Origin of the sequence: Bradyrhizobium sp. CCBAU 11357 (genome assembly GCF_028128865.1) — a bacterium.
Classification (GTDB): Bacteria; Pseudomonadota; Alphaproteobacteria; order Rhizobiales; family Xanthobacteraceae; genus Bradyrhizobium.
This window is the reverse complement of record NZ_LBJW01000108.1, coordinates 222,356-239,551: the sequence shown is the minus strand read 5'-3', so window position 1 is coordinate 239,551 and position 17,196 is coordinate 222,356. Positions and strand designations below refer to the sequence as shown.

Annotated in this window: 18 protein-coding genes; 11 read left to right on the top strand and 7 right to left on the bottom strand. The window is 64.5% G+C overall.

Annotated elements, in window-relative coordinates; all coding sequences use genetic code 11:
* Window positions 1-183: 183 nt before the first annotated feature.
* From XI05_RS27910 to XI05_RS27900, 3 genes are all read left to right on the top strand, one after another.
* Window positions 184-1,401 carry an MFS transporter gene (locus tag XI05_RS27910; protein ID WP_271507991.1) on the top strand — a complete coding sequence of 406 codons (1,218 nt, stop codon included), beginning with the start codon at window positions 184-186 and terminating at the stop codon, window positions 1,399-1,401.
* Between the two features lie 140 nt (window positions 1,402-1,541).
* Window positions 1,542-2,153, top strand: a complete 612-nt coding sequence (locus XI05_RS27905; protein ID WP_025037137.1) for a PilZ domain-containing protein — start codon at window positions 1,542-1,544, stop codon at window positions 2,151-2,153.
* A 330-nt stretch (window positions 2,154-2,483) separates the two neighbouring features.
* Complete coding sequence (locus tag XI05_RS27900; RefSeq protein WP_271507782.1) at window positions 2,484-3,110, top strand: transglutaminase-like cysteine peptidase; 627 nt, start codon at window positions 2,484-2,486, stop codon at window positions 3,108-3,110.
* 118 nt (window positions 3,111-3,228) lie between these two features.
* Here XI05_RS27900 and XI05_RS27895 read toward each other — a convergent pair whose 3' ends face one another.
* Window positions 3,229-4,986, bottom strand: coding sequence for a CYTH and CHAD domain-containing protein (locus tag XI05_RS27895; protein ID WP_271507780.1), 1,758 nt, complete (start codon window positions 4,984-4,986; stop codon window positions 3,229-3,231).
* 177 nt (window positions 4,987-5,163) lie between these two features.
* Window positions 5,164-6,711 carry an FAD-dependent oxidoreductase gene (locus XI05_RS27890; protein WP_271507777.1) on the bottom strand — a complete coding sequence of 516 codons (1,548 nt, stop codon included), beginning with the start codon at window positions 6,709-6,711 and terminating at the stop codon, window positions 5,164-5,166.
* Between the two features lie 705 nt (window positions 6,712-7,416).
* On the opposite strand from XI05_RS27890, the gene XI05_RS27885 reads away from it, so the two are divergent.
* Entirely contained in the window at window positions 7,417-8,394 is a 978-nt protein-coding gene (locus tag XI05_RS27885) for a Bug family tripartite tricarboxylate transporter substrate binding protein (RefSeq protein WP_271507775.1), read from the top strand.
* Window positions 8,395-8,432: 38 nt separating this feature from the next.
* Here the strand turns inward: XI05_RS27885 and XI05_RS27880 are convergent, their stop codons facing one another.
* Window positions 8,433-9,140, bottom strand: a complete 708-nt coding sequence (locus tag XI05_RS27880) for a GntR family transcriptional regulator (protein ID WP_271507772.1) — start codon at window positions 9,138-9,140, stop codon at window positions 8,433-8,435.
* A gap of 259 nt (window positions 9,141-9,399) precedes the next feature.
* On the opposite strand from XI05_RS27880, the gene XI05_RS27875 reads away from it, so the two are divergent.
* From XI05_RS27875 to XI05_RS27850, 6 genes are all read left to right on the top strand, one after another.
* Entirely contained in the window at window positions 9,400-10,386 is a 987-nt protein-coding gene (locus tag XI05_RS27875; RefSeq protein ID WP_271507769.1) for an ABC transporter ATP-binding protein, read from the top strand.
* Window positions 10,387-10,429: 43 nt separating this feature from the next.
* Window positions 10,430-11,719 (top strand): ABC transporter substrate-binding protein, encoded by a 1,290-nt coding sequence (locus tag XI05_RS27870; protein WP_271507767.1) that lies wholly within the window; start codon window positions 10,430-10,432, stop codon window positions 11,717-11,719.
* A gap of 5 nt (window positions 11,720-11,724) precedes the next feature.
* Window positions 11,725-12,678, top strand: coding sequence for an ABC transporter permease (locus XI05_RS27865; protein WP_271507765.1), 954 nt, complete (start codon window positions 11,725-11,727; stop codon window positions 12,676-12,678).
* A 3-nt stretch (window positions 12,679-12,681) separates the two neighbouring features.
* Window positions 12,682-13,560 carry an ABC transporter permease gene (locus XI05_RS27860; RefSeq protein WP_271507763.1) on the top strand — a complete coding sequence of 293 codons (879 nt, stop codon included), beginning with the start codon at window positions 12,682-12,684 and terminating at the stop codon, window positions 13,558-13,560.
* Window positions 13,561-13,580: 20 nt separating this feature from the next.
* Window positions 13,581-14,312 (top strand): aspartate/glutamate racemase family protein, encoded by a 732-nt coding sequence (locus XI05_RS27855; protein WP_271507760.1) that lies wholly within the window; start codon window positions 13,581-13,583, stop codon window positions 14,310-14,312.
* Window positions 14,313-14,482: 170 nt separating this feature from the next.
* Complete coding sequence (locus tag XI05_RS27850) at window positions 14,483-14,977, top strand: hypothetical protein (RefSeq protein ID WP_172783083.1); 495 nt, start codon at window positions 14,483-14,485, stop codon at window positions 14,975-14,977.
* A 180-nt stretch (window positions 14,978-15,157) separates the two neighbouring features.
* Here the strand turns inward: XI05_RS27850 and XI05_RS27845 are convergent, their stop codons facing one another.
* Both XI05_RS27845 and XI05_RS27840 read right to left on the bottom strand, forming a co-directional pair.
* Window positions 15,158-15,514 carry a hypothetical protein gene (locus XI05_RS27845; protein ID WP_271507757.1) on the bottom strand — a complete coding sequence of 119 codons (357 nt, stop codon included), beginning with the start codon at window positions 15,512-15,514 and terminating at the stop codon, window positions 15,158-15,160.
* 102 nt (window positions 15,515-15,616) lie between these two features.
* Window positions 15,617-15,952, bottom strand: a complete 336-nt coding sequence (locus tag XI05_RS27840) for a hypothetical protein (RefSeq protein WP_271507754.1) — start codon at window positions 15,950-15,952, stop codon at window positions 15,617-15,619.
* Between the two features lie 93 nt (window positions 15,953-16,045).
* On the opposite strand from XI05_RS27840, the gene XI05_RS27835 reads away from it, so the two are divergent.
* Window positions 16,046-16,210 (top strand): hypothetical protein, encoded by a 165-nt coding sequence (locus XI05_RS27835; protein WP_212258121.1) that lies wholly within the window; start codon window positions 16,046-16,048, stop codon window positions 16,208-16,210.
* Here XI05_RS27835 and XI05_RS27830 read toward each other — a convergent pair whose 3' ends face one another.
* Both XI05_RS27830 and XI05_RS27825 read right to left on the bottom strand, forming a co-directional pair.
* Entirely contained in the window at window positions 16,211-16,741 is a 531-nt protein-coding gene (locus XI05_RS27830) for a gamma carbonic anhydrase family protein (RefSeq protein ID WP_271507751.1), read from the bottom strand. It lies immediately after the preceding gene.
* A gap of 84 nt (window positions 16,742-16,825) precedes the next feature.
* Complete coding sequence (locus XI05_RS27825; protein WP_212258119.1) at window positions 16,826-17,155, bottom strand: DUF6949 family protein; 330 nt, start codon at window positions 17,153-17,155, stop codon at window positions 16,826-16,828.
* Window positions 17,156-17,196: the final 41 nt, after the last annotated feature.

Below are 17,196 nucleotides of genomic sequence, written 5' to 3'. Positions count from 1 at the left end.
CGCGCGTGGCCCATCCTTCGAGGCTCGCTTCGCTCGCACCTCAGGATGAAGGTGGAGTGTGTGGCTGCAGTGCATGGCTGCTGTTCAAGCACGTCCAATTGTCTTGAGCGCCGTCCGGTGAACGTGTAAGGCGCCAAAAGTCTCACCTCAGGTCATCCCGTGAACCCCCTTCCCCAAAATCCCATGGCCGCGTCCGGCTCGTTCGCGGCGATGAGGTCCGTGCCCTACCGTCTGCAATTCGCCTCTTACGTGCTGGCGATGATGGCGGACAATATCGAGCATGTGATCAGCTATTGGGTGGTGTTCCAGAAATTCCATTCGCCGACGCTCGGCGGCTTTGCCGTGCTGTCGCACTGGCTGCCGTTCCTGCTGTTCTCCGTCGCGGTCGGTGGCCTCGCCGACCGGTTCGATCCGCGCCGCATCATCCAGTGCGGCATGCTGCTGTTCATCGCCGCCTCCGCCGGTTGGGGCTTCTTCTTCCTGACCGATACGATCCAGATGTGGCACGCGATGCTGCTCCTGGTGATCCATGGCTGCGCCGGCGTGCTCTGGCAGACGCCGAACCAGCTGTTGCTCTACGACCTGGTCGGCCCGGCCGATCTGCCGAGCGCTGTGCGGCTGAACGCGATGGCGCGCTATCTCGGCATCCTCGTCGGGCCTGCAGTCGGCGGGATCATCATGCTGACGCTCGGTCCCTCGCACGGCATCATCTTCAACACGCTGTTCTATCTGCCGATGCTGATCTGGCTGTTCTGGGCTCCGGTGCGGGACAAGAGCGTGGCGGCGCGCCGCTTCGCGGTGCGCGGCCTTGCCGACATCGTGCTGACCATCCGCGCGATCGGCACCCAACCGGTGCTGTCGGCGATGACGTGGCTCGCCGGCCTCACTTCCTTCATGATCGGCAACGCCTATCACGCCCAGATGCCGGGCTATGCCGGCGATCTCGGCCATGGCGATCCCGGCGTCTCCTACAGCGTGCTGCTCGCAGCAGACGCGGCCGGCGCACTGCTGGCCGGCATTGCGCTGGAATCCTGGGGACGGCTGAAGGGCACCCCGCGCACCGCGATCACGCTGGCGATGCTGTGGAGCGTGGCGCTGCTCGGCTTCGCACTGGTGCCGGTCTATCCGGTCGCGATCGCGCTATTGTTCTTCGCAGGCTTCTTCGAGCTGTCGTTCAACACCATGGCGCAGGCGCTGGTGCAGCTGAACGCGCCGCACGACATCCGCGGCCGCGTCGTCGGCCTCTACAACATGGCCGGGCTCGGCATGCGGGCCTTCAGCGGCATCACGGTCGGGGTAGCAGGCGCGGCGATCGGCATTCACTGGTCGCTCGGCCTGTCTGCCGCCGTGCTGCTGGCGCTGCTGTGCCTGCTTTATGGGCACAGGGCACGGACGGCGTGACGATCACTTCCTTCGGGATGTGGCTTTTCGAGCGCATCGTGTCTGTCCGCAACCGGCGCGCCCGATCCTAACGCGGCATTAACCCTATGCACCTTAGGGTCGTCCCGGACTCCGCCCGGGCGGGGGGTCGGGTGTTGGAAATGGCGTTAGCGAACAAAAAATTTCTTCCGGCCGCCGAGGAGCGCAGGCGCTTCCAGCGGGTGAAGGTGCACCTGCTCGGCCGCTACATGCTGCCGGACCGCCGGGAATTCCCCTGCCAGGTGATCAACATGTCGCCGGGCGGCCTCGCCTTGCTCGCCCCCGGCATCGGCAATGTCGGCGACCGCGTGGTCGCCTATCTCGACCATATCGGCCGCGTCGAGGGCAAGATCACCCGGATCATCGACAACGGCTTCGCCATGACGATCGGTGCGACGCCGCGCAAGCGCGACAAGCTCGCGGCACAGCTGACCTGGCTCGCCAATCGCGACATCCTCAATCTGCCGGAGGACCGCCGCCACGACCGTATCGTGCCGCGCAACCCGATCGCGGTGCTGACACTCGAGGACGGCACCAAGATGACCTGCCGCATCATCGACCTCTCGCTGTCGGGCGCGGCGATCGCTGCCGAGAACCGCCCGCCGCTGAAGTCGACCGTTCTGCTCGGTCGGGTCCAGGGCCGCGTGGTCCGAAACCTCGAAGACGGCTTCGCGCTCGAGTTCATGCACGAGCAGCCGGTGGAGACACTCGAAGAGAGCGTTACCGCGCGGTAAAGCGCGAGGACGCGAAAACCCTGATATTTCCCGGCTCGAAGGCGGCTTCCGCGATGCGGACGCCGCCTTTTTCACGTCTCGCGGCGAGCGGCCAGCGGTTAACGGAGAGGCTGCAGATGAGCGCAAACAACGCTTCGCCCAGCGCTTCCGTGTTAACAGATATAATTTGAATCAATTTCGGTCATATCGAATTTTACGCAAATTCTATTCAAGTATAGATCGAATTCGCCGCTCGTTTTACTTGTATTCGTCTCGACTTGACTTGGTCGACTTAGCGGCAACTCAAAAGCTCCGTGCGAAATGTGGTCCCAACAAGAAACGGGGGCCGCAATGTTTGATTTCAGGGGACAGGGGAAGGGACTGGCGCTGGTCGCCATGCTCTTCGGGATCAGCGCGGTAGCGCAGGCCGGCGAAGGCCGTCTGCTCTACGCGAGCCTCGGCGACACCACGCGTGCGCCGATCGGCTGGGTCGAGTTCTGCGCGGACAATGCTGCTCAGTGCCAGGGCGCGCCGCTGCAGCCGCGCGACATCGTGATGTCGCAGGCGGCATGGCGCGACCTCATCAAGGTCAATCGCTGGGTCAACGAGACCGTCAAGCCTCTGACCGACCAGGAGCACTGGGGCGTGATCGAGAAGTGGTCGCTGCCATCAGACGGCTACGGCGACTGTGAAGACTACGTGCTGTTGAAGCGCAAGATGCTGATGGATGCCGGCTGGCCGCGCCAGGCCCTGCTCATCACCGTGGTGCGCGACAAGAAGGGCGAAGGCCACGCGGTGCTGACGGTGAAGACCGACAAGGGCGAGTTCATTCTCGACAATCAGAACGAGAATGTCCTCGCCTGGACGGAGACCGGCTACCGCTTCGTCAAGCGCCAGTCGCAGGGCGATCCCAACGTCTGGGTCTCGCTGGGCGATACCAAGCCGGCGGTCTCCACCGCCAGCGCCAAAGATCAGTAGGAACGAGACAACAGGTTACGCGACCCGGTCACATCCCCACCCCTCCCCGTCCCAGACCGGTTCGCGCGCGGCCAGCCATCCCCCAATGGCTGGCCGCAACTTTTTTGGGGCGTCGCGATCAGCTCTGCTGGCCCTGGCGCGACCAGGGCACGCGCGCGGCGGTGAAATCCCGCCAGCTATCCTGCAAGCCCTGCTGCACGCCAATCGATGCCCGCGCCTGCCAGCCGGCGATCGCGGCCGCCGCAATGGCGCTGTCGCGATCTTCGGAACCGAGCCCGTCGAGCAACGAGGCCGTCACCGCCATGTCGTTGAAGACGCCGAGCTCCTCCTGCAAGCCGGCGAGCCGGCGCGCGAATTTTCGCGCGGACTTGCGATCCTCGTATAGCGGCAGCAGGAACTCGCTGAGATAGCGCAGCCGCTTGGTGGCGAGCCGCAAGCGGTGCAGCTCGTCGACCGTCAGCGACTTGAAGCGGCGGCCGCGCTTGAGCACCTTGGCATACTGCTCGGACAGGACGCGCTGCGCGAAATTGACGGCGGGCTCGGCGAGCTGGCCGAGATCTTCCGGCGCGACGCCGTTGCGCCAGCCGCGCGTCTCGATCCAGCCGCCGAGGCCGATCAGGAAGACGGCACAGCGGCGTTCATCGAGCGCACTGCGAGCCCTGCGATAGGCTTCCGCCTGACGCTGAGCCGCGACCTGCCCAAGCGCATCGAAGCCCGCGACCGAAGGACAGGCTCTTGCGATCGCCGGCAAGGTGGCGAGCTGGAACACGTCCCAGTCGCGCGCCGCGGACAGGCCTTGCGCCAGCCATTTGGCTTCCGAGCGCAGCGCATCGACGTGGCTGAGCGCGCCGACCGATCGCATCAGGTCGAGCGCAGACCGCAGCCGGCGCAGCGAGACACGCAGCTGATGCACGCCTTCCGGATTGCGGCCGTCCTCGGCCGCCGGCAGCGATTGCAGCAGGTGAAGGAAGCAGGCGCGCAGGATGGTCGCGAAGGCCTCGTCGAGCGTCACGGAAGGATCGAGGCGAAGCTTGCGCGGCCGGCGCGCCGACGGCGGCAGGTCCCCGGCAAGGTCGAAGCCGCGTGCGGACTTGCTGCGGATGGACGGCTTCACCGTTCCGTGCTCCGCAAGGCGCAGCGCGATCTCGTAGATCGCGCTCGCCCTGCCGCTCTTCAGCTCCAGCTCGATCTCGCTCACCGGCATTGACCTGCCGCCTGCGCTCAGCCCGCCCTGGTCGAAGGCGACCTCGACCGTGCCGGACGGCAGGTCGACGATGCGCGTGTGCCGATGCACATCGGCCGAGAACACCGCTTCGAGCGGCTGCGCGTCGAGATGGCCGCGAAGCTTCTCCGGAATGAACGGCATCGCCAAAGCGAAATCAGGCGCAAGCGACGGCACACTTGCTTCCCATTCGCCGCGACGCAACGGATCGTCCGCAACCTCGGTCTTCACGGTCTGCACGAAACGCGATCCGCTCTGGCGGACGCGCAAGCTGAGGCCGGCGCGTCGTAGCGCCCGCTCGGGCGTGTCGTAGTAGACGGATTTGAGACGTTTGTGCGCGCCCTTGTTGCGCGCGTTCGCCACGATGACGGGCGCTGCGCCGAAATCCGCCATGCGATCGGCATCGACGAGAAGCTTGAGCTCGATTTCGCCGGCCAGATGAGCGGGCTGAGGGTTCGGCGCGGGCGTCACATCCTGCGATGGCATCTGCTCAATGGGAGTGCGCTCCTCGGCCGTCTCGGGTTCCACGCTGACTTCCTCTCGTTGCCCCAGGAAGCCGGTGCGGAGCTGCGTTCTCTTGGTGTTCCCAAGAGCAGGATTGGTTTCCGGCGCGCTCGGAATCTTGCGAGCCGGCGCAGCGTCTGACTTTAGCATTTGCGGTAACATGACAGTTCAATGACAGGCGACAGGATATAGCCTGTACAGCCTGCGAGGACTAGTCACATCAGATCAGCGCGCATCATGATTCACATGCAGCTCGCCAGGTAAAAGCTGCAACCGTCGCGGCAAGCTCCTTTTATAGCCTGACCACAACACGCCGACCGATGCCGATCATTCTGCCGCTTCAAGATTGGCCGGCTTTTCAGCCTCGCCGAGCGGGGAAACCGCCGGGCCGTTGAGCGCGGTGCCATCGGGTGCAAACTGCGATCCGTGACATGGGCAATCCCAGCACTGTTCGAGTGAGTTCCAGTGCACGACGCAGCCCAAATGGGTGCAGCTCGCCGAATGCAAATGCAAATGTCCGCTTCGGTCCCGCCACGCCGCGATCTTCTTCAGGCCACTTCGGAAGAGACGCCCCTCGCCGGGCCGCAGATGTTCAGCGCTCGCGATTTCACTTGCGGTGAGATACTCCGCGAAGTTCTTGATAGGGGTGATGTTCTCGCTGATGAACTCGCCGATATTCCTCTGAATCTTCCGTGACGGAGCGTAGACGTCCTCCCAGGGACTGGCGCCGCTGGTGATGAGATCCGCGATCAGCATGCCCGCCACGAGTCCGTTCGTGATCCCCTGCCCGGAATCGCCGCTGACAATGAATACATGCTCCTCGTCGGGGCTGCGGCCGATGAAGCCGGCGAAATCGACCGGCTCCAGCACCTGACCCGACCACCGATGAGTGACCTCGCGCAAATCCGGCAATCGCTCGCGCGCCCAGCGCTCAAGCGCGTCAAGGCGCTGTGCGCCATCATTTGCCTCACCCGACTTGTGATCTTCGCCGCCGATGATCACGATGTCCTCGTCGGCAGACAATGGTTGGAGCCGGACATAATGATAAGGATCGAGCGTATCCCAATAGAGCGCATCCTCCACGGCGCCGGCCGCAATCTTCGCAGCGAGCGCATAAGTGCGGTAAGGCGCCTGCTTGGTGTGGATCGCCACCTGCACGTTGACGGGCGAGTTGGTCGCCACCACCACGTCGGCGGCGTGAACCTCGTAGCCTGAGGCGGTGGTCACGACCATGCTGCCCTGGCGTTGCTGGATGCTCTCGACGCAGGTGTCGGCGTAGAGCTGGGCGCCCCGGCGCTGCAGTGCGCTCGCCAGACCGGCGAGATATTTAGTCGGATGCAGGCGCGCCTGGCGCGGAAAGCGCAGCGAACGTGTCTGACCCCTGTCATGAAATGGTGTCGGCTCAATGCGATTTTCGAGCGGAATCTGCAGCTTGCGACAGCGGTCCAATTCACTATCCAGCTCGGATGCGGACGTTTCGGGTGCCTGTACCCAATAGCCATCGACGCGTTTGAAACCGCAATCGATGTGCTCGGCGCCCTGGATGGCCTCGACGCGATCGATCGCGGCAGCAACGCTCTGATAGTAACGCCGCGCACAGTCAGGGCCGCGGACTCGCACGAACGCATCGTAACCGTCATCGAGCGCGGTCGCCAGATGCGCCGTGGTGCGCGCCGTCATCCCGCTGCCGATGCGGCCGCGATCGATGACTGCGACCGAACGTCCATGGCGGGCAAGTTCATATGCGACCGAAAGCCCGGCTATTCCGGAGCCGACCACGGCAACGTCCACGCCGACCGTACGCGACAGCACCGGAGCCTCGGCGACAGATACGTCCATCCAGAGGGACTGCGTGTGCTCATCCCGTACGTTCATGGCGCTGCTCCTCGAAAGAACAAACAATGCAGCAGAATGACGGTTCCTATGCGCGCTGCCGGATGAAACGCCGTTGGGGTCACCGCATTCATTAGGAACCTTCACCGTGCTCAGGCTTGAACCGGCATGAAAGATCCGTCACCCGGAATGCGAAGGGCATTGCGTCAGGCCCAATTGTACGGCCACTTGCTCGTCCGAAACGACAGGCTGTATTACCCAGGAGGCAATCATCCGATCTGCTCAGTGCAGCTTGCACGAGAGATGGTCAGGTCAGGGTGGATGACAAAGCAGGACGGCGAATACGAGATCACGCCAGAGGGGCAGCTTGCCGCCGAGAGCGAACTCGGCCGCTGAGGAGCCAATGCGGTGCCCGCGCGCGGCTTGTCGCGCTTGGGGGTCGGAGCGCGAATCTCTCGGCGGGCAGCCGGGACCTGTTTGACTGATCCGGCGATTGCTTCATGGACGAGAAGCACGGTCCCCACAAAGAGCTGCCATGCCATTATTCCGTCCCGAGGAAGGTCCCCGACGCCGCCTCGCACTGGCCGAGGCGCTCGCCGCCAACCTTGCTGCGGCAGGCCCGTCTTCGTCATCAGGAGACCGCCACTTCACACAGTAAAATGTTGTTTCTATTTGCCTCCGCTCGTGTGACATCTCTGCCCGGCGACCGCAGGGCGCCCAAGATGCAGAGCGAAACGGGAGGCGCAAGTGAGGACATTCGTCGGAATATTGGGGGCTGCAATTGCATGCCTTGTGATAGCGACCGCTGAAGGGTCCGCAGCCGAAGCCTGGCCCACCAGAGCCATCAAGATCGTCGTTTCGACGCCCGCCGGCGGCATCACCGATGCGTTCGCCCGCGCCTATGGCGATTACATCTCCCAGAAGCTTGGGCAGCCGGTCGTTGTCGAAAACAAAACGGGAGCGAGTGGCGCGCTGGCAGCGCAATCGGTCAAGGATTCGCCGGCGGACGGCCACACGCTGATGTACACGATCTCATCCACGTTGCTCGGAAACCGGCTGCTGCTGAAATCGCTGGCCTATGATCCGGACAAGGATTTCACGATCGTCTCGGTGACGCCATCGGGTCATCTGCCGCTGGTCGTCCATTCCGCCATCGGTGCAAAGTCCATCGAAGATTTCGTCGCCTATGCCCGCCGCAACAAGGTCACGGCAGGATCGTATGGGATCGGCTCGTTCGCACACATCGCGATCGCCGAGCTCAACCGCCAATATGGCCTCGACATCTCCATCGTGCACTACCGCGGCGAAGCGCCCATGTGGCAGGACCTGGCGGCCGGCGTCATTCAGGCCGCGACCGGCAGCTATCAGGCTGCGCTTCCTGTCCTCGATACCGGCGTCGGCCGCGCGATCGCCGTTCCGTCACTGGTTCGCATGAAGAAACTGCCGGACACCAAGACGTTCACCGAGCAGGGGGTCACCGGCAAGGTGTTCCAGCTCACGAGCTTCACGACCCTGGTGGCGCCCGCTGCAACACCGCCCGACCGGATCGAACTGCTCGCCAAGCTCATGGTCGAAGGCGGCAAGACGGAGCGCGTCCAGAAGCTGCTCGACGCCTTCGGCGTCGACTCGCCGGCAATGGATCGCGCCTCCTCGGTCGCCCTCTACGAAAAGGAAGGGCCGGTCTGGCTGGAGTCGATCAAGAACCTCGGCTTGGAGCCACAATAGCTCCCGGCTCGCCGGTCCCATACCGACGCAAGAAGCCCTCAGGCCCCCAGCACGTCCGCCAGCCGCAGCTCGTCGGCGGCGGGATCCTTCAGGAACAGCTCCGCCTCGATCTCGTTCAGGTGCGACAGCATCAAGGCGGCGGCGCGCGCCTTGTCGCGCTTGCGGATCGCGGCGACGATCTCGGCGTGATGATCGGTGCCGCACGCCGGCGTGTCGTGGCGGCGGTAGAGCAGGATGATGAGCGAGGAGCGCGCGATCAGCTCCTTCAGGAAGCCGAGATAGATGCTGTGGCCGCTCATCTCGGCGACGAGACGATGAAACTCGCCGGAGAGCCGCACCGAGGCGCGCGCATCGCCGCGCAATTCCGCTTCGCGCTCCTCGTCGAGATGCTGGCCGAGGCGATCGAGCCAGGCCGGCGAGACCGCCTCGATGGCGTGATCGACGATGCTGGGCTCGATCAGCCGGCGGGCCTCGAACACCTCGCGGGCGTCGGCCGGCGTCGGGCGCGCGACGAAGGCGCCGCGATTCTTCTCGATGCTGACGATGCCCTCATGCGCGAGCTGCTGCAGCGCGGTGCGCACCAGCGTCCGGCTCGCGCCGTAGATGTCGCCGATCTCGTCCTCGCCGAGCTTCGTGCCGGGCAGCAGGCGATGCTCGAGGATCGCGGCGGTCACACCCTCCCGGATGCGGCTGACGCGATCGCTCGCATCGGGCGCATCGGGTTTCTGGCGGGTCTTGGCGGCCATGATTGTGAGGGCTCGATCGACGAACGTTCGGCCTGCAATGTTAGTCGACGAGCTGTATCCAATCACAGGCGAAACTTTATACAATCTTCGCCCGTTTTGTGTGCAGGTGACTGCACAGCCGGCGGGCGGACAAATTGGCCCGGAATCGATCTAACGATCTGACTCCGCTGCACAGTTTTGGAAATTCGCACCGTCGTTGGCTGTTGGCACGGACCTTGCGGAGAGAGGCGGGACGCATCGCCCCTTCCTCGGATCTGCCATGGCCATTCCCGCCGCTCTCGAACTGGTCGCCGTCACCAAGCGCTACGACGCCACGCTGGCGGTCGATAACGTCAACCTGAAGATCCCGGCCGGCACCTATTGCTGCCTGCTCGGCCCCTCCGGCTGCGGCAAGACCTCGACGCTGCGCATGATCGCAGGCCACGAGGCGGTCAGCGAAGGCGACATCCTCCTCGGCCCGCAGAACGTCACCGACCTCGAGCCGGCCAAGCGCGGCACCGCGATGATGTTCCAGTCCTACGCGCTGTTTCCGCACCTCTCCGTGATCGACAACGTCGCCTTCGCCCTGAAGATGCGCGGCATCGACAAGCCGACGCGGCACAAGCGCGCCGGCGAATTGCTCGAGCTGGTGGCGATGAGCCAATATGCAGGCCGCCTTCCCGCGCAGCTCTCCGGCGGCCAGCAGCAGCGCGTCGCGCTCGCCCGCGCGCTGATCACCGAGCCGCAGATCCTCTTGCTCGACGAGCCGCTCTCGGCGCTCGATCCGTTCCTGCGCGTCAAGATGCGCGGCGAATTGAAGCGGCTGCAGCGCGAGCTCGGCATCAGCTTCATCCAGGTGACCCACGGCCAGGAAGAGGCGATGGCGCTCGCCGACCACATCGTGGTGATGAACCACGGCAAGATCGAGCAGCAGGGCACGGCGCGCGACATCTTCCATCATCCCCGCACCGAATTCGTGGCCCGCTTCATCGGCGGCCACAACGTGCTCAGCGACGCCGGCAATCTGATCGCCGTCCGCGCCGATCAGCTCGGCATCGCGCCGTTCGCCGACGGCGCCTTCGGCGCGCCGGCGCTGCTGACCCAGACCGAGTACCAGGGCTCCTACATCGCCGTCTCGCTCACGCTCGACGACGGCACCGCCCTGTTTTCCCACCTTCCCGAGGCCGCCTTCGACGTGCACCCGTTCCGTCCGGGCGATCGCGTGCTGGCGACCTGGGATCCCGCCAAGGCGCAACGCCTGCAATAACACCCTTCACCACGGAAATGCGCAACACAGAGGAGTGAGCGAAATGACCGAGACGACCAGGAAGACCGGCGTCAGCCGCCGCACGCTATTGAAGGGCACCGCTGGTCTCGCCGGCCTCGCCGCCGGCTCCGGCGCGATCACCGGCTTTCCCTACGTGAAGTCGGCCGATGCGAAGGTGCTACGCTATCTCGGCACGGCCGTGAACGAAGGCGACGACATCTCCAAGCAGTGCCTGAAGGACACCGGCATCAAGATCGAATACATCACCGCGACCACCGACGACGTCACCAAGCGCGTGATGACCCAGCCGAACTCCTTCGACGTGCTCGACACCGAATATTTCTCGCTGAAGAAGCTGGTGCCGTCGGGCAACATCCTCGCGCTCGACGCCAAGAAGATCAAAGAGTTCGACAACATCACGCCCGTCTTCACCAAGGGCGAGACACCCGGCGGCAAGAAGATCGGCGGCCAGGGCACCGCGCCCTGGAAGGTGCTCTATCTCGAAGGCAAGGATTCCAAGAAGTTCGCGACTTCGGCCACCGAATTCGTCACGCTGATCCCGACCGTCTACAACGCCGACACGCTCGGCATCCGCCCCGACCTGATCAAGCGTCCGATCAGCACCTGGGCCGAGCTGCTCAACCCCGAGTTCAAGGGCAAGGCCTCGATCCTCAACATCCCCTCGATCGGCATCATGGACGCGGCGATGGTCGTGGAAGCCTCCGGCAAGTACAAATATGCCGACAAGGGCAACATGACCAAGGAAGAGATCGATCTCACCATGAAGGTGATGACCGAGGCGAAGAAGGCCGGCCAGTTCCGCGCCTTCTGGAAGGACTTCAACGAGAGCGTCAACCTGATGGCCTCGGGCGAGACCGTGATTCAGTCGATGTGGTCGCCGGCGGTCACCAAGGTGCGCTCGATGGGCATCCCCTGCACCTTCCAGCCGCTCAAGGAAGGTTACCGTTCCTGGGCGTCCGGCTTCTGCGTGTCCAAGGGCGTCTCGGGTGCCAAGCTCGAATGGGCCTATGAGTTCGTGAACTGGTTCCTGTCCGGCTATGCCGGCGCCTATCTTAACCGCCAGGGCTATTACTCCGCCGTGCTCTCCACCGCGAAGGCGCACATGGAGCCCTACGAATGGGCCTACTGGATGGAGGGCAAGCCGGCCGAGAAGGACATCAAGGCGCCTGACGGCTCGCTGCTGGAAAAGGCCGGCGCGTTGCGTGACGGCGGCTCCTACGAGGACCGCATGGGCGGCGTCGCGTGCTGGAACGCCGTGATGGACGAGAACGACTACATGGTCCGTAAGTGGAACGAGTTCATCGCGGCGTAACGGACATGTCGGAAGAAGTCCTGCAACAGGCTACCCCGGGCTTGATCCCGGGGTCGGGAACAGCGCGCGCCGCAAAGCCGACGCGCCTGTCGCCGTCCTTCGTCTCCTGGCTCCAGGCCGGGCCGATGATGCTGGTGTTTCTCGCCTTCTTCCTCATTCCGCTCGTCTTCGTCGTCATCGTCTCGTTCTGGGACTACAACGAATACCAGTTGCTGCCGGCTTTCTCCGGCCGCGGCTACACCGATACGTTCGAGGGCTGCATCGCGCAGCTTCCCGACCTCTGCACCATCGCCAAGACCTATCTGATGACGCTGAAGCTTTGCTTCATGGTCTGGGCCATCACCCTCTTCGTCGGCTTCTGGGTCGCCTACTTCCTCGCCTTCCACGTCAAGTCCAAGACCTGGCAGATGGGCTTGTCGCTGCTCTGCACGATCCCGTTCTGGACCTCCAACGTGATCCGCATGATCGCCTGGATCCCCTTGCTCGGCCGCAACGGTCTCGTCAATTCCGGTCTGGTCAAGACCGGCCTGATCAACCATCCGCTGGAATGGCTGTTGTTCTCCGAATTCTCGGTGGTGCTGGCGCTGGTGCACCTCTTCACCTTCTTCATGGTGGTGCCGATCTTCAACTCGATGGTGCGCATCGACAAGTCGCTGATCGAGGCCGCCTATGACGCCGGCGCGACCGGCTTCCAGACCCTCGTCAACGTCGTCGTTCCGCTGACCAAGCCCGGCATCGTGATCGGCTCGATCTTCGTCATCACCATCGTGATGGGCGACTTCATCACCATCGGCGTGATGGGCGGCCAGCAGATCGCCGCCGCCGGCAAGATCATCGAGACCCGGGTCAACGCGCTGCAATTCCCCGCCGCCGCGGCCAACGCCGTGATCCTGCTCGCGATCACATTCCTGATCATCACCATGATGTCGCGCATCGTCGACATCAAGAAGGAGCTCTAGAGCATGAAGGAGGGACGCCCGCGCTCGTTCTACGTGCTCGCGATCTTCTTCGCGGCCTACACGCTGTTTCTCTACGGGCCGATGATCGCGATCTACGTGCTGTCGTTCCAGGGGCCGCAGGGCGGCCTCACCTTCCCGATGAACGGCGTCTCGACGTTCTGGATCGCAAAGCTGTTCCAGGGCACCGGCATCGTCGATCTCGGCGCGGCCTTCCGCCGCTCGCTGCTGCTCGGCATCATCGTGATGATCGTCACCGTCGTGCTGTCGGTCGCCGCCGGCATGGCCTTCCGCCGCAAGTTCAAGGCACAGAGCATCCTGTTCTACTCGGCGATTGCCAGCCTCATCGTGCCCTCGATCATCACCTCGCTCGGCATCTCGCTCGAGTTCCGCATCATCGACGACCTGATCAAGACGCATTGGAACGAGAATTTCGAGACCTCGATGGGCCTGCTCACGTCCGGGCTCGGCGCGCACCTGACCTGGACGCTGCCGTTCGGGTTGCTCATCATGTTCGCGATCTTCAACCGCTTCGATCCGCGGCTGGAAGAAGCCGCGCGCGATCTCGGGGCGACCCCGTGGCAGACGTTCCGGCATGTCGTGCTCCCGATCATCCTGCCCTCGGTGATCGGCATCGGCCTGTTCGGCTTCACGCTGTCCTGGGACGAACTCGCGCGCTCCAGCCAGGCGATCGGCGCGGTGAACACGTTGCCGCTGGATCTTCAAGGCCTCACCACCACCGTGACCAATCCCGACATCTACGCGCTCGGCACCGTGATCTCGGCGGTCTCGTTCACGGTCATCACCCTTGCGCTCGGCACCATCCACATGCTCAACAAGCGGCAGGCGGCCAAGGGCTCGGACGCCGGCAAGGGACTTGTCTGAGAAGGGACTCGTCTGTTCCGATGCGGCTTCACGTCGTGAATCCCAACACAACGGCGTCGATGACGGCGAAGATCGCCGCTGCCGCGCGCAGCGTTGCCCTCGCCGACACCGTGGTCGATGCGCGTCAGCCGGCGATGGGCCCGGTCTCGATCGAGGGGTTTTACGACGAAGCTTTTGCGGTACCGGGCATGCTCGGCTGCATCCGCGAGGCCGATCGCGACGGCGCGGACGCGCACATCATCGCCTGCTTCGACGACACCGGCTTGGATGCCGCGCGTGCCGCCGCCCAGGCACCGGTGATCGGTATCGGCGAGGCCGGCTTCCACCTCGCGAGCCTGATCGCCGCGCGCTTTGCCGTGGTGACCACGCTCGGCGTCTCCATCGTGCCGATCGAGCACAATCTGCGGAAGTACGGCCTGGCCGAACGCTGCGCCCGCGTCCGTGCCGCCGAGGTCCCGGTGCTGGCGCTCGAGGCGCGCAACGCTGAGGCGCTCGGCAAGATCTCCGCGGAGATCACCGCCGCGATCCGTGACGACCGGGCAGAGGCCATCGTGCTCGGCTGCGCCGGCATGGCCGATCTCGCGGGCGAGCTCGCCGCCGCGCACGGCCTGCCCGTGGTCGATGGCGTCGCCGCCGCGGTGACGCTGGCGGAATCACTGGTGCGGCTGGGACTGACGACGTCCCGCCTCGGCCCCTATGCGGCCCCGCGCACGAAGAGCTATTCCGGGCCGTTTTCTCAATTTCAGCCTTGATCCGCACCGTTCGGGGCCGGCAAGGCTCGCTGAACACTGGTTTTTTTGCGCTCAGCCTCTTTTTGGTCCCATTCCTTGCCGAAACGTAAGGCTTTCGGGACGCCCCGGTGACCCCTCTGGGTTGCCGGTCTTCGCCACTCACCAAGTTTCACTTTGGGTTTTGTCAGCGAATGATCGATCTCGCCCAGGACACGCCGTCCAACCCCCTCCTTCGCCTCGGCGCCCAGCCGATCGCGCTGACCGCCGCCGCCCTTCTCCTGCTGATCGCCGGCGTGACCTCGATCGCGATCTGGCGAGCCTATTCCGGCGCCGCCCCTGAGTCCGACCGGGTGGTGGCCTCGCGGCAGCTTCAGGCCCGCACCGCCCAGGCCTCCGAGCAGCTGGTCGAGAAGACCAAGGGGCTGGAAGCGACCCAGCAGGAATCGATCGACCAGCTTCAGGTGGTGCAGGACCAGCTCCAGACGATGAAGCGGCTGATGGCGGCGCAACAGGCCGACACCAAGCGTCTGTCCGAGCAGGTCACAGCCTTGAACGAGTCCATCGACGGCCTGCGGCAGTCCTTTGCCAGTGCACGGGCGACCGAGGTCGAGACGCCATCGGTCACCCGCAGGAAACCGGCACGGCACCGCGTCCAGGCCAGCGCGCGCAAGCGCTCGCGCGGCTGAGCCGATCACAAGGCGGGAACTTTATTTTAGCCAGTTGTGAACTGGATCACATTCGCCGGTGTGATTCCGCGCGATGCTCGCAATCACCGGATGGCGTGAGCCGATTTCAATATCCGGGGCTGGCAAGGTCGTTGACGGTATACTGCGTCAACGGCCTTGTTTTTTAACAGCTATTCCGCCTCACTCGCAGACGTCGACCCGGCGGTAGCGCCATCCCGATGGCGTCATGACACGCTTCCGCGCGACATAGCAGCCGCCGTAACCGTCGTTGTAGGCGGGGCCATAGTCGTCGGGGACGGCGTAATAGGGATAGCCGTAGCCATATCCGTAATAGCCGCTGTACAGGCCGGCACCGGCGACGCCTGCTCCGATCGCCACGCCAGGCCAGAAGCCGCCGCCATGCCAGTGGCCGCGGTGGCCCCAACCGCCACCATGACCCCAGCCACCGTGTCCGAATCCTCGCGCCTCGGCCGCCTGCGGCGCTGACAAGCCGATCAATGCAACGGCCAGCGCCGCTTTCATCATCCTGCGTAACATCACTCGATTCCTGGGCGTGGATGCTCCACGCTTCAAAGCAGGACCAAGCTAACGTCAGCCGGTCATTCGCGACAGCCACACTGTCTCACTTCCGCGCGAGCGTCAGCAACCGCGGCAGATGCTCTTCAATTTCCTGTCGAGCTGGCGGTTCTCGGCGTTGACGGCGGCATCAACCCCGCCACCACCTCCGCCGCTGCCGGTCGTGACTCCAGAGCCCGGCCCTGAAGATTGCGCCGTCCCCAGGCTGTTGGTGCCAGGCGGCGGTGCTGGCGAATTGGCGATACCTCCGGTCGATCCCGCGGAGCCTCCCGGCGAGCCCATCGAGGCTCCGCTCGATCCGGCAGACCCGCCCGCCGTTTGCGCGAACGACGCGGCCGGCATCGCCGCGAGTGCGAGGATCACGATCGCGATCTTGATCGAAGCGCACGACCTGGCCATCGGAAATTCTCCTTTGCCAGTCAACGGTCGCCACGAAGACCTGTTCCGGAACAAATGCCGTCACATCAGCTTGACGACGCAGGAGCAGTCACGATGACCGATCGCGATCCATTTGCAGAGGGCGAACGCGCCGCGCGCGAAGACATTCCGGCTGAGGCCAATCCCTATCGCGACGGCAGCGACGAGCACGCGCTCTGGGCCGCCGGCCACGAAAAGGTGGCAGGCGCGATCGAAGCGCGCCAATCCGAAGGCAGCTGATCAGCCGATCCGCTTCAGGCCCTGCTTGAAGCGCGGACCGTTGGCCACGTAGAACCGGGCCGCACTCCCCATCTTCTGCACCTGCGCGTCGTCGAGGGTGCGGACCACGCGCGCGGGCGAGCCGATGATCAGCGAGCGCTCGGGGAACTCCTTGCCCTCGGTGATGACGGAGCCGGCACCGACGATGCTGTTGCGGCCGATCTTCGCGCCGTTCATCACGATCGAGCCCATGCCGATCAGCGCGCCCTCCTCGATGGTGCAGCCGTGCAGGATGACGTTGTGGCCGACGGTGCAGTTCCTGCCGATGACAAGCGGAAAGCCGAGATCGGTGTGGCAGGTCGAGCCGTCCTGCACGTTGGCACCCTCGCCGATTTCGATCCACTCATTGTCACCGCGCAACACCGCGCCGAACCAGACGCTCGCGCCCGGCTTCAGGCGCACCCGGCCGATCACGGTCGCGGTCTCGGCGATGAAATAATTGCCGTCGGCGGGAAGGTCGGGCGCCTGCCCGTCGAGCTCGTAGATGGCCATGGGGGTCTCCTGTCGCGTTGACGACTGGCATAGCCAAACGGCCGCCGCGACGCAAAGGGCCGGCCGCGCTCGAGCGCGCGGGCATCAGGCCAGAAGGCCGGCGGCGCGCAGCGTCATCAGGAAGAAGGTGCCGCTCATCATGCTCCAGAACCCGGCGATGAGGGTTGCCATCATCACGAATTCCACGCGGCGGCTTTCCACCCGCATGCCACGCAGCGTATTGCGCATGATGATGAAGGGCGCGGCGAACACCAGGAACGGAACCGCCGCGAAGGTTTTCGGCGCCACGCCGTCCTGCAGCAGGCCGAAGCCGGCGGGCCGCTGCGCGAGCGCCTGATATCCGTTCACGAGCGCGCCCGCGAGCGCGAAACCGATGCAGATCGAGAAGAAGGTGTTGAGAGCTTCAGGTGTCATCGGAACTGCTCCGCCCTTACGCAACGCGCGTGCCTTCCTGT

Coding starts and splice junctions, on each gene's coding strand:
- XI05_RS27905 (WP_025037137.1), top strand. CDS start 1,542: ATGGCGTTAGCGAACAAAAAATTTCTTCCGGCCGCCGAGGAGCGCAGG.
- XI05_RS27830 (WP_271507751.1), bottom strand. CDS start 16,741: ATGGCCATCTACGAGCTCGACGGGCAGGCGCCCGACCTTCCCGCCGAC.
- XI05_RS27870 (WP_271507767.1), top strand. CDS start 10,430: ATGACCGAGACGACCAGGAAGACCGGCGTCAGCCGCCGCACGCTATTG.
- XI05_RS27825 (WP_212258119.1), bottom strand. CDS start 17,155: ATGACACCTGAAGCTCTCAACACCTTCTTCTCGATCTGCATCGGTTTC.
- XI05_RS27865 (WP_271507765.1), top strand. CDS start 11,725: ATGTCGGAAGAAGTCCTGCAACAGGCTACCCCGGGCTTGATCCCGGGG.
- XI05_RS27890 (WP_271507777.1), bottom strand. CDS start 6,711: ATGAACGTACGGGATGAGCACACGCAGTCCCTCTGGATGGACGTATCT.
- XI05_RS27845 (WP_271507757.1), bottom strand. CDS start 15,514: ATGTTACGCAGGATGATGAAAGCGGCGCTGGCCGTTGCATTGATCGGC.
- XI05_RS27900 (WP_271507782.1), top strand. CDS start 2,484: ATGTTTGATTTCAGGGGACAGGGGAAGGGACTGGCGCTGGTCGCCATG.
- XI05_RS27910 (WP_271507991.1), top strand. CDS start 184: ATGGCCGCGTCCGGCTCGTTCGCGGCGATGAGGTCCGTGCCCTACCGT.
- XI05_RS27880 (WP_271507772.1), bottom strand. CDS start 9,140: ATGGCCGCCAAGACCCGCCAGAAACCCGATGCGCCCGATGCGAGCGAT.
- XI05_RS27875 (WP_271507769.1), top strand. CDS start 9,400: ATGGCCATTCCCGCCGCTCTCGAACTGGTCGCCGTCACCAAGCGCTAC.
- XI05_RS27840 (WP_271507754.1), bottom strand. CDS start 15,952: ATGGCCAGGTCGTGCGCTTCGATCAAGATCGCGATCGTGATCCTCGCA.
- XI05_RS27895 (WP_271507780.1), bottom strand. CDS start 4,986: ATGCTAAAGTCAGACGCTGCGCCGGCTCGCAAGATTCCGAGCGCGCCG.
- XI05_RS27860 (WP_271507763.1), top strand. CDS start 12,682: ATGAAGGAGGGACGCCCGCGCTCGTTCTACGTGCTCGCGATCTTCTTC.
- XI05_RS27850 (WP_172783083.1), top strand. CDS start 14,483: ATGATCGATCTCGCCCAGGACACGCCGTCCAACCCCCTCCTTCGCCTC.
- XI05_RS27835 (WP_212258121.1), top strand. CDS start 16,046: ATGACCGATCGCGATCCATTTGCAGAGGGCGAACGCGCCGCGCGCGAA.
- XI05_RS27855 (WP_271507760.1), top strand. CDS start 13,581: ATGCGGCTTCACGTCGTGAATCCCAACACAACGGCGTCGATGACGGCG.